15 protein-coding genes are annotated in these 14334 nt (G+C 68.2%); 9 read left to right on the top strand and 6 right to left on the bottom strand.

Features of this window, described 5'->3' with window-relative positions; all coding sequences use genetic code 11:
- Positions 1-17: 17 nt before the first annotated feature.
- Positions 18-818, top strand: a complete 801-nt coding sequence (locus tag LTV02_RS02950) for a phosphatase (protein ID WP_233037970.1) — start codon at positions 18-20, stop codon at positions 816-818.
- 75 nt (positions 819-893) lie between these two features.
- Here LTV02_RS02950 and LTV02_RS02945 read toward each other — a convergent pair whose 3' ends face one another.
- Both LTV02_RS02945 and miaB read right to left on the bottom strand, forming a co-directional pair.
- Complete coding sequence (locus tag LTV02_RS02945; RefSeq protein WP_233041455.1) at positions 894-1478, bottom strand: Rv2732c family membrane protein; 585 nt, start codon at positions 1476-1478, stop codon at positions 894-896.
- Positions 1479-1729: 251 nt separating this feature from the next.
- Entirely contained in the window at positions 1730-3205 is a 1476-nt protein-coding gene (gene miaB, locus LTV02_RS02940; RefSeq protein WP_233041453.1) for a tRNA (N6-isopentenyl adenosine(37)-C2)-methylthiotransferase MiaB, read from the bottom strand.
- Positions 3206-3486: 281 nt separating this feature from the next.
- Here miaB and LTV02_RS02935 point away from each other — a divergent pair, with 281 nt between their 5' ends.
- From LTV02_RS02935 to LTV02_RS02900, 8 genes are all read left to right on the top strand, one after another.
- Positions 3487-4215 carry an amino acid ABC transporter ATP-binding protein gene (locus LTV02_RS02935; protein ID WP_067707743.1) on the top strand — a complete coding sequence of 243 codons (729 nt, stop codon included), beginning with the start codon at positions 3487-3489 and terminating at the stop codon, positions 4213-4215.
- A gap of 34 nt (positions 4216-4249) precedes the next feature.
- Positions 4250-5083, top strand: coding sequence for a glutamate ABC transporter substrate-binding protein (locus LTV02_RS02930; protein WP_233037968.1), 834 nt, complete (start codon positions 4250-4252; stop codon positions 5081-5083).
- Between the two features lie 70 nt (positions 5084-5153).
- Entirely contained in the window at positions 5154-5834 is a 681-nt protein-coding gene (locus LTV02_RS02925) for an amino acid ABC transporter permease (protein WP_067706672.1), read from the top strand.
- Positions 5831-6730: an amino acid ABC transporter permease gene (locus tag LTV02_RS02920; protein ID WP_233037966.1), complete on the top strand. Its 900-nt coding sequence runs from the start codon at positions 5831-5833 to the stop codon at positions 6728-6730. Before LTV02_RS02925 ends, LTV02_RS02920 begins: the two co-directional genes overlap by 4 nt.
- Before the next feature lie 182 nt (positions 6731-6912).
- Positions 6913-8463, top strand: coding sequence for a bifunctional phosphatase PAP2/diacylglycerol kinase family protein (locus tag LTV02_RS02915; RefSeq protein WP_233037964.1), 1551 nt, complete (start codon positions 6913-6915; stop codon positions 8461-8463).
- A gap of 181 nt (positions 8464-8644) precedes the next feature.
- Positions 8645-9232: a TetR/AcrR family transcriptional regulator gene (locus LTV02_RS02910; protein ID WP_233037963.1), complete on the top strand. Its 588-nt coding sequence runs from the start codon at positions 8645-8647 to the stop codon at positions 9230-9232.
- A gap of 45 nt (positions 9233-9277) precedes the next feature.
- Positions 9278-10969 carry a 3-oxosteroid 1-dehydrogenase gene (gene kstD, locus LTV02_RS02905; protein ID WP_233037960.1) on the top strand — a complete coding sequence of 564 codons (1692 nt, stop codon included), beginning with the start codon at positions 9278-9280 and terminating at the stop codon, positions 10967-10969.
- Positions 10970-11032: 63 nt separating this feature from the next.
- Positions 11033-11983 (top strand): SDR family NAD(P)-dependent oxidoreductase, encoded by a 951-nt coding sequence (locus LTV02_RS02900; RefSeq protein ID WP_233037958.1) that lies wholly within the window; start codon positions 11033-11035, stop codon positions 11981-11983.
- A gap of 2 nt (positions 11984-11985) precedes the next feature.
- On the opposite strand, the gene LTV02_RS02895 is transcribed toward LTV02_RS02900, so the two are convergent.
- From LTV02_RS02895 to recX, 4 genes are all read right to left on the bottom strand, one after another.
- The gene (locus LTV02_RS02895; protein ID WP_233037956.1) at positions 11986-12633 is read right to left on the bottom strand and encodes a hypothetical protein; all 648 of its coding nucleotides are present in this window, start codon (positions 12631-12633) and stop codon (positions 11986-11988) included.
- A complete protein-coding gene (locus tag LTV02_RS02890) occupies positions 12606-13037 on the bottom strand; it encodes a hypothetical protein (protein ID WP_233037954.1) in 432 nt (143 codons plus the stop codon). The genes LTV02_RS02895 and LTV02_RS02890 overlap by 28 nt, the downstream gene beginning before the upstream one ends.
- A 157-nt stretch (positions 13038-13194) precedes the next feature.
- On the bottom strand, positions 13195-13317 hold the full coding sequence (locus tag LTV02_RS39170) for a hypothetical protein (RefSeq protein WP_269821603.1): 123 nt from the start codon (positions 13315-13317) through the stop codon (positions 13195-13197).
- A gap of 74 nt (positions 13318-13391) precedes the next feature.
- Positions 13392-14015 carry a recombination regulator RecX gene (gene recX, locus LTV02_RS02885; RefSeq protein WP_233041452.1) on the bottom strand — a complete coding sequence of 208 codons (624 nt, stop codon included), beginning with the start codon at positions 14013-14015 and terminating at the stop codon, positions 13392-13394.
- Positions 14016-14334: the final 319 nt, after the last annotated feature.

The raw sequence follows: 14334 nt of genomic DNA, 5'->3' as shown, positions 1-14334 counted from the left end.
GCGGTTAATGTCGATGCATGGGACCGAGCCGGGAAACCTTGATCGCGCATCTGCTCGCGACCGGAATGGCGGGGCGAGTCGCTACGCCCCGCGAGAACAACCTCGAGCACTTCCGGCGTCTGGCCGCGCGGGATCCGCATTACCTCTTCGGGCTGGATCCCGGTAGGCACTGGACCCCGGACACGATCCTGGACCTGATGGTCCGGAAGGTCGGTGTGAATCCGAGCCCGAACTACCGATTCGGCGTGGACACGATCGATCCGGAATTGACCGCGGACGCGCTCGACCGTTACGCCGCCCGCTTCGACACCGCCCTCCGGGAGAAGCAGCGGGTGCTGTTCGCGACCGGTCATCCGCGCACTCTCGCCCGGCTCTACCAGCATTTCGCGACGGCGCTCGCCGAGGCCGGGGGCACGGTTCTCGAGGCCGGGGTGGGCCGGACCTACGAGGGCTTCACGAAGTACGGCCACCAGCGCCTCGAGATCGACTTCTTCCTCGGCGTGCATACGGCGGCGGACGCGGGCGGTTCGATCCATACCCACTCCCCCGCCCCGATCCTGCTCGCCCTCTCCGCCCTGAACGAGGCGGGCGAGCCGGCGCCCGATCTCGTTGTCGCCGACCATGGCTGGTGCGGCGGCGCGGCCCGGGCCGGAATCGACGCGATCGGGTTCGCGGATTGCAACGACCCCGCCCTCTTCGTCGGCGAGGAGGAGGGGACGGTCCGCGTCGCCGTCCCGATCGACGACGGCATCGACGCCGAAGAGTACGACCTCCTCGCCGCCTACGTCCTGGGCCGCGAGTTCGCCACCGGCAAATAAGTCGACCTTGGTACACCACCGTGGAATTCGTCCGAATTCCTCACGGTGAGGTACCAAGGTCAACTGTTGCGGCGGCTACTTGTCGCCGAAGAGCTTCTTGCGGTCGGCTGCTTCGGCTTTCGCGGCGTTGATGCGGCGCTGTTCCTCGGCGGCGAGGTGGACGGCGGTGCGGCTCCAGACGACGCGAATCCAGTGGAAGGTGAGGACCATGACGGCGATCGTCGCGAGAATCAGGCCGACGCCGGGGCCCGCGCCTTCGTAGTTTCCGAGGCCGGGGGTCTGGCGGTGCCAGATCGAGAAGACGCCGAAGACGCTCGCGATCGCGGAGCCGGCGACGGCGATCCAGGCGAGGGCCCAGCGGCGGGTGATCAGGGCCGCGAGGGAGAAGCCGATGCCGAAGACGACGACGAACCATTCGAAGACGCGCGAGGGGAGGCCGATGTGCTCGGTCTGGGCGGCGGCGTCGTAGAGGAGGACGTCGAAGCCGCGCGCGGTGCCGGCGTGCGGGAGGACGAGCGAGAGGAGGAGGACGAAGACCGATCCGGCGACGACCATGGCGCGCACGCCCGGATCGATCTCCCCGGCGATCTTCCGCTCCACGGCCTCGAGCTCGGTGCGGAACTGCTCGAAGTCCTGACTGTCGTGCTCGGCCGCCTTCATGCTCTCCTCGTTCGCCTCGGGAGTCGCCGGGTCGCGCTCCGTATCGTCTTGCACCGGAACCTTTTCGGAGTCGGCGTCGCGCCCCCGGGCGGGGTTCGCCGCGGCCGCCGTCGACTCGGCCGCGCCGGATTCGCCAGGCGCGGTGGGTGAATCGGCCGCGCCGGGGTCGCCGGTCGGGGCGGGTGTATGAGCGGCACGCGGATTCGGCGATTCCTCGCCGGGGCGTGCGCGATCTACGTTGTCCGGATCGCTCATGCCCCGCAGCCTACGTCGCAACCGGCAGCGACGGGGGCGGGGGCCGGGACGCCGATGCTCGGCAGGCCGAGGCCGACGCCGATCGGGGCGGTCTTCGGGGTGATGCCCTTCTCGTGCGCGTCGCCGGCGCGAGTACGGCGGTGGGACAGGACCGCCCCGTCGGCGATGAGGTAGTGCGGGGCCGCGCCGGTGACATCGATGGTGATGACGTCGCCGGGCCGGATCTCGCTGCCGGGGGCGAGGCCGGCGGGCGGGCGGAAGTGCACGAGGCGGCCGTCGCGGGCGCGGCCGGACATGCGCGCGGTCGCGGCGTTCTTCTTGCCCGCGCCCTCGGCGACGAGGAGTTCGACGGTCGTCCCGATGAGCGCCTGATTCCCTTCCAGGGAGACCTGCTCCTGGAGCGCGATGAGCCGGTCGTAGCGTTCCTGCACGACCGCCTTCGGCAGCTGATCGGGCATCGTCGCCGCGGGAGTGCCGGGGCGGATCGAGTACTGGAAGGTGAAGGCGCTGGTGAACCGCGCCTGCCGGACCACGTCGAGCGTCGCCTGGAAGTCCTCTTCGGTCTCGCCGGGGAAGCCGACGATGATGTCGGTGGTGATCGCCGCGTGCGGCATGGCCGCGCGCACCTTCTCGATGATGCCGAGGAATTTCGCGCTGCGGTAGGAGCGCCGCATCGCCTTCAGCACCCGATCGGAACCGGACTGCAGCGGCATGTGCAGCTGCGGGCAGACGTTCGGCGTCTCGGCCATCGCCTCGATGACGTCGTCGGTGAATTCGGCCGGATGCGGGGAGGTGAAGCGGACCCGTTCGAGCCCTTCGATATTCCCGCACGCCCGCAGGAGTTTCGCGAAGGCGCCGCGATCGCGTTCCTCGTTCGGGTCGGCGAAGGAGACGCCGTAGGAGTTCACGTTCTGCCCGAGCAGGGTCACCTCGCTGACGCCCTGCTCGACCAGCGCCTGCACTTCGGCGAGCACGTCGCCGGGCCGGCGGTCGACTTCCTTGCCGCGCAGCGACGGCACGATGCAGAAGGTGCAGGTGTTGTTGCAGCCCACCGAGATCGACACCCAGCCGGCGTACGCGGATTCGCGCTTCGCGGGAAGGGTGGACGGGAACGCCTCGAGCGCTTCGATGATCTCGACCTGCGCCTGCTCGTTGTGCCGCGCGCGTTCCAGCAGCACCGGCAGCGAGCCGATGTTGTGGGTGCCGAAGACGACGTCCACCCAGGGCGCCTTCTTCACGACGGTGTCGCGATCCTTCTGCGCCAGGCAGCCGCCGACCGCGATCTGCATGCCGGGCCGTTCCGCCTTGATCGGCGCGAGATGACCGAGCGTGCCGTAGAGCTTGTTGTCGGCGTTCTCGCGCACCGCGCAGGTATTGAAGACGACCAGGTCGGCGGTCGCGCCGGGCTCGGCGCGGGTGTATCCGGCGTCCTCGAGCAGGCCCGACAGTCGTTCGGAGTCGTGCACGTTCATCTGACAGCCGTAGGTGCGGACCTCGTAGCTACGTGCTGAAACCTGCCCTGACGAATTCACCCAACCAGGGTAATGGCTGCCCCCGAGCGCCCATCCACCCCATAGGCTCCGCGTGACCTGGGTCTCGGCGATCTCCGCCGCGTCAATCCCCGGTTACGAGCGGGTGTCGAGTGACGGCACAGTGATGCCCGGAGCGACCAAAGACGAGCATTTCGGGCACGGTGCGGCTAAGTTCACTGGTCATGACCGACGCTGCCGTATCCATGGACAAATCCGCGCCGATGATCTCGATGCGGAATGTGGACAAGCACTTCGGCTCGCTGCACGTTCTGCGTGACATCAATCTCGAAGTGCCCCGAGGGCAGGTCGTGATCGTGGTGGGACCGTCCGGATCCGGCAAGTCGACCCTGTGCCGCACCATCAACCGGTTGGAGACCATCGATTCCGGAGAGATCGCCATCGACGGGGTGACCCTCCCCGCCGAAGGCAAGGCCCTGGCGAAATTGCGCGCGGATGTGGGCATGGTGTTCCAGTCCTTCAATCTCTTCGCGCACAAGACGATCGTCGAGAACGTCATGCTCGCCCCCGTGAAGGTGCGCAAGCTCGACAAGGCCAAGGCCCGCGAAGAGGCGATGAAACTGCTGGAGCGGGTCGGAATCGCGAATCAGGCGGACAAGTATCCGGCCCAGCTGTCCGGCGGGCAGCAGCAGCGCGTGGCGATCGCCCGCGCCCTCGCCATGAATCCGAAGGTGATGCTGTTCGACGAGCCCACCTCCGCGCTCGACCCGGAGATGGTGTCCGAGGTGCTCGAGGTGATGGTGCAGCTCGCCAAGGACGGCATGACGATGGTCGTGGTCACCCACGAGATGGGTTTCGCGCGCCGGGCCGGCAATCGGGTGCTGTTCATGGCGGACGGCCAGATCGTCGAGGACACCGACCCGGACGCCTTCTTCACCGCCCCGAAATCCGATCGCGCCAAGGACTTCCTCGGCAAGATCCTCAGCCACTGACATTCGATTTTTCACGAGAGAAGAGGGACTTTCGATGAGGTTCAACAAGGCGCTGCGCGTCGCTGTCGGAGCGGTCGCGCTCGCGGTCGTCGCGAGTGGTTGCGGCGGCGGCAGCGACAAGACCGCCAGCGAGCACGCCGCCGACGGCAAGCTGACGGTCGGCATCAAGTTCGATCAGCCGGGCCTGGGCCTACGCAACAAGGACGGCTCCTACAGCGGTTTCGATGTGGACGTCGCGAAGTACGTGGGCGAGAAGCTGGGCGTGAAGCCGGACGCCATCGTGTTCAAGGAGTCGCCGTCGGGGCAGCGCGAGACGCTGATCCAGAACGGGCAGGTCGATTTCATCGTCGCCACCTACTCGATCACCGACAAGCGCAAGGAGAAGGTCGATTTCGCGGGCCCGTACTTCCAGACCGGGCAGTCGCTGCTGGTGCGTTCGGATAATGCCGACATCACCGGCGTGGAATCGCTGACCGGCAACAAGAAGCTGTGCTCGGTGAAGGGCTCCACCCCGGCGCAGAACGTGAAGGACAAGTACGCCAAGGAAGTTCAGCTCCAGGAGTACGACACCTACTCGCTGTGCGTGGAGGCGCTGAAGTCCGGTTCCGTCGACGCGGTCACCACCGACGACATCATCCTGCGCGGTTACGCGGCGCAGTCGCCGGGCGCGCTGAAGGTCGTCGGCGCGCCGTTCTCCACCGAGAAGTACGGCATCGGCGTGAAGAAGGGCGATTCCGAATCGCGCGGCAAGATCAACGACGCCATCGAGGCCATGATCACCTCCGGCGCCTGGAAGGCCGCGCTGGAGAAGAACTTCGCCGGCACGGGCTTCGCCATCCCCGCGCCGCCGACGGTGGACCGCTACTGAGCTGACGTCGCGCGCCGGGTCCGACAGGCCCCGGCGCGCTTCGCTTTTCGATCGGAGGGACGCGTTCACCGTGACCGACTTGCTTTCGAACTATCACACCCAGTTGCTCGACGCGTTCTGGGTGACCATCAAACTGACGCTGTATTCGGGGCTGCTGGCGCTGATCCTGGGCACGATCGTGGCCGCCATGCGGGTCTCGCCGGTGCCCGTCGCGCGGTGGGTCGGCACGATGTACGTCACGATCTTCCGCAATACCCCGCTGACGCTGATCATCGTGTTCTGCTCGCTGGGGCTCTACCAGACGCTGGGCCTGCGGCTCGCGCCCGCCGGACCGAACGACCTGGCGGAGAACAACTTCCGGTTCGCGGTCATCGGATTGAGCGTCTACACGGCGGCTTTCGTATGTGAATCGCTGCGCTCGGGCATCAATACGGTGCCGCTGGGCCAGTCCGAGGCGGGCCGGTCACTCGGCCTGACCTTCGGCCAGAATCTGCGGATGGTGGTGCTGCCGCAGGCGTTTCGCGCCGTCATCGGCCCGCTCGGCAGCGTGTTCATCGCGCTCACGAAGAACTCCACGGTGGCCTCGGTGATCGGCGTGGCCGAGGCCGCGCTGCTGATGGACACCATGACCGAGAACGAGGCCATGCCGCTGGCCATCGGCGCCATCTTCGCGGCCGGCTTCGTGATCCTGACGCTGCCCACCGGTCTGCTGTTCGGCTGGCTGGCCAAACGATACGAGGTGGCGCGATGAGCACGGCTTCGGTTCTCTACGACGCCCCCGGGCCCAAGGCGAAACTGCGGTACCGGCTCTACACGGTGCTGGTGCTGGCGGCGGTGCTGGCCGTCGGCTGGTTCCTGTACCACGGCCTGGACGAGAAGGGACAGTTCACCGCCGAGAAGTGGAAGCCGTTCCTGGAAGGGCAGATCTGGACCACCTATCTGCTGCCCGGTCTGCGCGGGACGGTGGTCGCGGCGGTGCTGTCGATCGTGCTGGCGCTGGTGATCGGCATGATCTTCGGCATTCTGCGATTGTCCGAGCACCGGGTGGTGCGGGCGGTGGCGGGCGCCATCGTGGAAGTAGCGCGGGCGATTCCCGTGCTGATCCTGATGATCTTCCTCTTCGCGATCTACGCCCAGTACAACGTCTTCCCGTCCGAACAGCTCGCGCTGGCGGCCGTGGTGACGGCGCTGACCATCTACAACGGCTCGGTCATCGCCGAGATCGTGCGCTCGGGCATCCGCTCGCTCCCGCGCGGCCAATCCGAAGCAGCGGTGGCCCTCGGCATGCGCAAGGGTCAGCTGATGCGGCTCATCCTGCTCCCGCAGGCCGTCACCGCCATGCTCCCGGCGCTGATCTCGCAGATGGTGGTGGCGCTCAAGGACTCCGCGCTCGGCTACGCGATCACCTATCCCGAAGTGGTCCGCGCCGGTAAGCAGCTCGGTGCGGCCGAACAGAACACCATCCCGGCGCTGCTGGTGATCGCGATCATCATGATCGCCCTGAACTACGCGCTGAGCGTGTTCGCGACCGTGGTGGAACGCTGGCTGCGCACCCGCAAACGCGGTGGGCGCACGGTGGTTCCGGCGGGCAATGTGCCGCCGCCGCCCGGCATGAACGTGGTCACCGCCAAGGACGGCAGCGCCTGACGCCCGACCGCACCTGATCGACGACCCCGCGGCAGATCGGAGATCGAATGGCACATCGGCGCGCAAGACCGCAAGGAGCTGCGCGCCGGTGTGCCGTTCGTCGTTTCGCGGCCGGGGCGAAAGCCGCTGGGGCGGTTGGCATCGGCGGGAATGTCGGTAGGGTCGATCGGGTGAGTGGCTGGGTGCGACGGAAGTTTCAGCGGGTCGGGCGATTCGATCGGGCGATCGAACGCGGCGTGGGCGGATTGCCCGCCTCGGTGGTCGATCGGGGGCTGCTGCGGCTCACCGAGAGCGCGAATTACAGTGCGTTGTGGCTGGTCATCGCCGGGGTGCTGGCCGCGAACAAGGGGACTACGCGGCGGGCGGCCATGCGCGGGGTGGCGTCGGTCGGGGGCGCGAGCCTGGTCGTGAACGCCGGGCTGAAATCGCTGGTGGCGCGGCGGCGGCCGGCGGCGGAAGTGCTGCCCGCCTATCGGCAGCTGGTGCCGGTGCCGACCTCGTCGTCGTTCCCGTCCGGGCATGCGGCGTGCGCGGCCGCGTTCGCGACCGCGGTGGCGCTCGAAAGTCCGCGTACCGCTTTGGCTATCGCGCCGCTGGCGGCCACGGTCGCCTATTCGCGGGTGCACACCGGCGCGCACTGGACCTCCGATGTGCTGGTCGGGGCGGCGGTCGGATCCGGGGTCGCGCTGGCTACCCGGCGGTGGTGGCCGGTCCGGGAATCGGATGAGGCGCTGGCACGACTCGCGCTGGAAGCGCCCGCCATGCCGGACGGCAAAGGGCTGCTGGTCATGGTGAATCCGGTGTCCGGGGACCCGAATTACGATCCGACCTTCGATATCGCGGCCGCGCTGCCCGCCGCGACCGTACTGCGGACGCGGCCGGATATCGACGTGGCCGACCAGCTCGAGGGATTGCTCGCCGATCCGGCCGAACCCGTCCTGGCCGTCGGCGTCGCGGGCGGCGACGGCACCGTGGCGGCGGTCGCGGCGGTGGCCCTGCGGCACGAATTGCCGCTGGTGGTGGTGCCGACCGGGACGCTGAACCATTTCGCGCGCGATCTCGGGGTGTACGACCTGCAAGAGGTGGTCGATGCGACCGGGGCGGGCGAAGCCGTGTCCGTCGATATCGCGTGCGTGGAGTTCGACGACGGAACCGGTTCGCGCGTGCGGCATCTGATCAATACCTCCAGCCTCGGCACCTACCCGGATCTGGTGCAGTTGCGTGAGAAGTGGCAGCAGCGATGGGGCAAGTGGCCCGCTTTCGCCGCCGCCCTCGTGGTGACGCTGCGGCGGGCCGAACCGGTCGAGATCTCCCTGGACGGGCGCTGGCAGCGGGTGTGGTTCCTGTTCGTCGGCAACGGCCCGTATCACCCGCACGGCGCGGTGCCCGCTTTCCGCGACCGGCTCGATTCCGGCCTGCTGGACGTACGTTGGCTGCGCGCCGATCTGCGCTGGTCGCGGACCCGCGCGGTGGTGGCGATGCTGCTGGCGGCGATCGGGCACAGCCGGGTGTACGGGGAACGCCAGATGCCCGAGCTGGCAGTGCAATTGCCCGCGCCGGAGGCGCTCGCCACCGACGGTGAGGTGGTCGGCAAGGCCACCCACCTGCGTTATTCCATGGCGGGCCGGATCGCGGTCTACCGCCGTGACGAATCCAATCCGCGCTGGTCGGACCGGATTCGGCCGCATCACCGGCGCGCGCCGTGGCTCGGCGAGGTCTTCCGCTCGCGCTGATATTCGCATCGATCGCGCCCGGGGCGGGCGTTTCGGCACCTCCGTAACCCGCCGCCCCGCGGGCCGCGATCGCGTGTGCATTTCTTCTTGACAGTAACTGTCACATAGATAGACACTCTCCACAAGCGTTGTGATGCCGCGAGAACGGCTCGGCGCGTTCGTATTACGAGAGGGAGTGTCCATGTCACTGCGGGAACGACAGCGGCGGCAGATCCGGGCGGAGATCCAGCGGGCGGCATTCGAGCTGTTCGCACGGAGCGGATTCGACGAGGTGACCACCGAGCAGATCGCGGCCGCGGCGGGGGTGTCGGCGAGTACCTATTTCCGGCATGTGCGCAGCAAGGAGGATCTGCTGCTGGATCCGGTGCGCGAGGGCGGGGCCGGGCTGGCGCTGCTGCTGGAGGAGCGGCCGGGTGACGAGCCCGCGGATATCGCGCTCGCACAGGCGATTCTGACGCGATCGGCGACGCTCACGCCCGCGGATCTCGAGCAGTGGCGGGCCGCTTTCCGGACCGCGCCGCATCTGCTCGATCGGGTCGCGCTGGTCACCGTCGAGCACCGGGAACGCCTGGTCGAGCTGGTCGCGCAACGCATGTCGCGCGATCCCGAGACCGACGGCAATCCCGGGCTGCTGGTGCATCTCATGCTGGCCGCGGCCGAATTCGGCTATCTGCAATGGCTGCGGCGGCCCGATCAGCCGGGGGCCTCGCTGCGGGTGTGCGTCGAAGGCGCGGTGGACGCGGTGCGCGGGGAGCGCTGGCGGGACTGATCGCGGCGGCGATCGGGCGACAACAGAACATCGGAGTGATGAAAAATGCGGTACGACAACGGCAATGACGAAATCTTCGATCTGATCGTGGTGGGGTCGGGGGCGGCCGGGATGGCGGCGGCGATCACCGCGGCCCGGCACGGGCTGTCCACGGTCATCGTGGAGAAGTCGCGGTACTGGGGCGGGTCCTCGGCGCGATCCGGTGGCGGGGTGTGGATTCCGGGGAATTCCGTGCTGCGGCGGGAGGCCCCGGCCGACGATATCGAGGAGGCGCGGCGGTATCTGGCGGCGATCATCGGCACGGAGGTGGCATCCGAGCGGATCGACGCCTATCTCGATCGCGGGCCGGAAGCGCTGGAGTTCCTGCTCGACCATTCGCCGCTGAAACTCGAATGGGTGCAGGGGTATTCGGACTATCTTCCCGAAGCGCCGGGCGGGCGGGCCGGTGGGCGGTCGTGTGAACCGCTGCCGTTCGACGGCCGGGCACTTGGGGCCGATCTCGAGACGTTGCATCCGCCGTATGCCGAAGGGCCGGCGGGGGTGGTGTTCAAGCAGGGCGAATATCGCTGGATGAGCACCGGTTTGCGGAACTGGCGGGGTCCGCGCACGATGCTGCGGGTCGGCATGCGGACGGCGCTGGGCCGGATTCGCGGGCAGAAGCTGCTCGGGCTGGGGTCGGCGCTCATGGGGCCGCTCATGCTGGGCGTGCGGGCGGCGGGGGTGCCGGTGCGGTTGAACACCGGGATGGTCGAGCTGGTTTTCGAAGGCGGGCGGGTCAGTGGGATCGTGGTGGAGCACAACGGTATTCGCTCCACCCTGCGCGCTCGACGCGGCGTGGTGCTGGCCAGTGGCGGGTTCGATCACAATCCCGAGATGCGCGAGAAATACCATCGCGAACCGGTGACCGCCGATCTGAGCCTGGGTGCGCCCACCAATACCGGCGACGGCATCACCGCGGCCCAAAGGGTCGGCGCCACGGTGTCTTTCATGTCCGATGCCTGGTGGGCGCCGTCCATTCCGATGCCCAAGGGCCCCTGGTTCGCCCTGTCCGAACGGTCGCTCCCCCGCAGCCTCATCGTGAACGACCGCGGCGTGCGGTTCATGAACGAATCGCTCCCCTACGTCGAGGCCACGCATCGGATGTTCGGCGGCGAGCACGGCATCGGCGACGGGCCGGCCGAGAACCTGCCCGCGTGGCTGATCTTCGACCAGACCTATCGCAATCGGTATGTCTTCGCGGGAGTGCCTCCCCGGCAACGTCTTCCGCGATCGTGGATGCGTTCCGGCGCGATCACCACCGCCGGCACGCTGACCGAGCTGGCCGAGCGGATCGGTATTCCCGCCGCGGCGCTCGAGGCCACGGTCAGCCGGTTCAACGGTCACGCGCGCGGCGGCAGTGATCCCGATTTCGGCCGAGGCGAAAGCGCCTACGACCACTATTACGGCGACCTCGCCAACAAACCCAACCCCAGCCTCGGCGAACTCACCAAGGCTCCCTTCTACGCCGCCCGCATGGTCCCCGGCGACCTCGGCACCAAGGGCGGCATCGACACCGATATCCACGCCCGCGCCCTGCGCGCCGACGGGTCGGTCATCGATGGGCTGTACGCCGCGGGCAATACCAGCTCACCGGTCATGGGCTACACCTATGCGGGCCCGGGCGCGACCATCGGCCCCGCGCTGGTCTTCGGCTACCTGGCCGCCCTCGACGCCGCGGGCGTCAACACACCGAGATAGCGGAAACCGGTCACCCGCAACACCTTTGACCGATCGCCTGCCAAGATGGCGACCATGGATCCAATGGGGAACGGTGGCACCCTGCTATTGACGGGTGCCACCTCGGGGCTGGGTCTCGAAGTGGCGAAACTGCTGGCGGGTTCCGCCGACTGGACGGTCGTGGCCCTGGCCCGATCGCGGGAACGCGGCGAGACGCTGCGGGAGATGCTCGGCGATCCGGGCAACTTCCGCTATCTCGCGGGTGATCAATCGGACCTCGGCGAGATACGGAAGGCAGCCGCTCGGGTCCGCGCACTGCTCGCCGCGCAGGACATTCCACCACTGCGCGGCATCGTCCTCAATGCGGGCATCCAAACCGGTTCGACCGACTCGGCGACGGTGGACGGATTCGAGCTCACCTTCGGCACCAACCTGGCCGGACCGCATTTGCTGCTCGCCCTGCTCAGTCCCGAACTCGTCGGCCCGGCGCGGGTGCTGTGGCTGGGTTCGGGCACGCACTACGGCAAGTTCCGGCGCTCCTACGGCATGGTTCCCAGGCCACGCTGGGAGCATCCCGAGGCTCTCGCGCGGCCGCGCGCCGGGGACGGCATTCGCGCCTACTCCACGAGCAAGCTCGGCACGCTCTACCTCGTCCACGAACTCGCCCGGCGAGCACCGGAATTCGTCGAGGTCAGCTGCTACGACCCCGGCATGATGCCCGGTACCGGATTGGCGCGCGACCGCGGCGCGATCGAACGCTTCGGCTGGAAGTACCTGCTGCCCGCCCTGCGCGCGGTGCCCGGCGTCTCCACCTCGCGGCGTTCCGCCGTCCAGCTGGCGGCGCTCGCCACCGGGGCGTCTTCGATCCCGGCGGCCGAATTGCGTGGCGCGTACATCGAGATCGACCATCCCGTCAGGTCCTCGGCGGAGTCGTACGACGAGCAGCGCGAACTGGAGCTCTTCGACTACCTCGATACCGTGACCGGCTCGCATGGTGACGAAACCGCCCCGTGGTGGACGAAGCGGCCGAGCTGAGGTCACCAGAAGCCGGCGATATCGTGGGCCAGGGCCAGCTCGTCGGCCCAGGGCAGGTCGTGGTCGCGTTCGTAGGCGCGGAAGAGGCGGTGGCGCAGGTCATCTCGGGCCAGCCAGGCGCGGACGGCGGTGGCGTCTCGATCCGAGGGCAGGGGGCCGGAGACCAGGGCTGCCAGATGCCGATCCGCGGCGCTGCCGGCGCGGTTGTCCCAGACCGTGAGGAACCGATCGAGGGGTATGCCTGCCGCTGCCGCCGGGCGGAGGAAGTCTTCAGCCTGCCCGAAAGCACCTAGCCGGGAGGGGAATTCAGCCAGTATCGCTTGCCATACCGCGTCGCAGTACTGGTCGATGGCGCGCTGTTCCACAGGCGGCCATGCATGCCAATCCTCTTGCGGCAGTTTGCCGAACACCATGTCTGTGTCCAATTCCGTGGAATTGACCAGGCATTCGAGCAGCATCGGCAGCAGGGCCTTCACATCGGAGCGAGTGCCGATGGTGTTGCCCAGTTTCAGCGTGAGCGAGAACAGATCGATTTCGTCGACCGGCACGGGCGGGCCGCAATGCGGGCAGCGGTCCAGGACCGGGCGGCGCGGATAGTTCGCGAAGACCCGGTTCAGCTCGGTCAAGGCCGCTGCGACGACACGGTCCATGTTCCGATTCTGGCAGTCGAGCGGGCGGGCTTCGAGCGGAAGAACATGTAGAGGCCGGTGCCCAGCAACAACGCGAGCGGGAACAGCGGCAGATAGGACACCCAGATCAGCGGATCGGGCAGCGCGAGCGCGATGAAGGTCGCGACGACGGTCAGGGTGAAGACGACGCCGGACCAGCGATGCGTGCGCCGCAGCGGGGACGCCGACGCGGTGGCCGGTCTCGTGTACGACCGGACCAGCAGATACAGGCCCGAGAACAGCAGCAAGGCCAGGAACGGCAGCGGCAGATAGGAGAACCAGACCGGGCCGGACAGCGCCAGCACGACCATCGTGACGACCACGCTCGCGGCGAAGACGATGGCCAGCCACCGATGCGCCCGGCGGATCCGCATACTCCAGTTCATCGAAACCCCTCTCGAATGCTCCGGCCCCGGCGATTGCGCCGATCGGGCGATTGAGAAGAACGCTAGTTACCGGTCCGCGAACAATGCTTCTCGATTCCTGATCGATGCGGTCGGCCCGGAGATTCGGTAGCCGCTTCGCCGGGGAAATGGATGGGGCTCAGCAGGTAGCGGATACGGTCCGGGTGGGCTGATCGGCCAGACCGGGCAGGATCACCCGGCGCAGGTCGGCGAGGAACTCCGCCAGTTCGCCAGGATCGAGCCAGACGGCACCACCGGCCACCGCAACCCGATCGCCCGTCTCAGGACGCGCCGCCGCCTCTCGCAATGGAGACAGCGACGGGCATCGTCTCTTCGTCAGTCGAATGCGCCGCCATCGAGGTCGTCGCCGACGGCCGCGAGTTCGGCTTTCACCACCGCGTACGCGGTCCCCGAGTTGTATCCGCGACGAGCCAGCATCCCGACCAAACGACGAATCGCCTTCTCCCGGTCCAGATCCCGCGGCAACGTACGCAACTTACGCCGGACCAGATCCGCGGCCCGCTCCTGCTCGTCATCAGAGGTAATGGCGGACAGCGCTTCCTCGGCCTCTTCCTGCCCCACCCCCTTGCGCCGCAACTCCTGCGCCAACGCGCGCTTCCCCTTACCGGAAAAGGTATGCCGGGACTGCACCCACTGCTGCGCGAAAGCGGCATCGTCGATCAGCCCCACCTCGGTGAGCCGATCCAGCACCTTGTTCGCCACCGCCTCCGAATACCCCCGATCGGCCAGCTTCGTAGCAAGCTCCGCCCGGCTACGCGCACGATCGGTCAGCAACCGCAGGCAAACTTCCTTCGCCTGCGCCTCGGTCCCGCCACCGGGCAGCCCAGCATCCCCGGATTCGACGCCACCGGCACGATATCCGCGCCGTCCGCCCCTACCCCGTGCACGCCGGCCGGGCTCGCGCCCGGTCGCGTCATCCGAATCGTCGCGTGACCCCATACCCGGCGATTCGCCGTCCGCTTCCGAACCGTGGTCCCCGCCAACCGCGCCACCGCGGCCACGCCGCCCGGACCGCGAAGCGAATCCCTTCGGAATATCCGAGGATTCGCCGAAGTCGGGCACAGTGTCATCGATTGCGGCGGGGTCGCCGGAGCCGGAGCCGCGCCCGCGACGGGTGGTCCTGCGGGACCGCGCGGCGGAATCGTCGGCAGCACGGTCTGATTCGTCATCGGCGCGATGCGATACGAGACCCTCCGCATGATTCCGCGACATCGCGTTCGCTGGTGGACGTCCGCTGCGCGTCGGGTGAGAGCTGGCG

The organism is Nocardia yamanashiensis, assembly GCF_021183565.1.
Lineage (GTDB): Bacteria > Actinomycetota > Actinomycetes > Mycobacteriales > Mycobacteriaceae > Nocardia > Nocardia yamanashiensis.
Note: the sequence above shows the minus strand (reverse complement) of the source record. Positions and strands in the feature narration are given on the sequence as shown.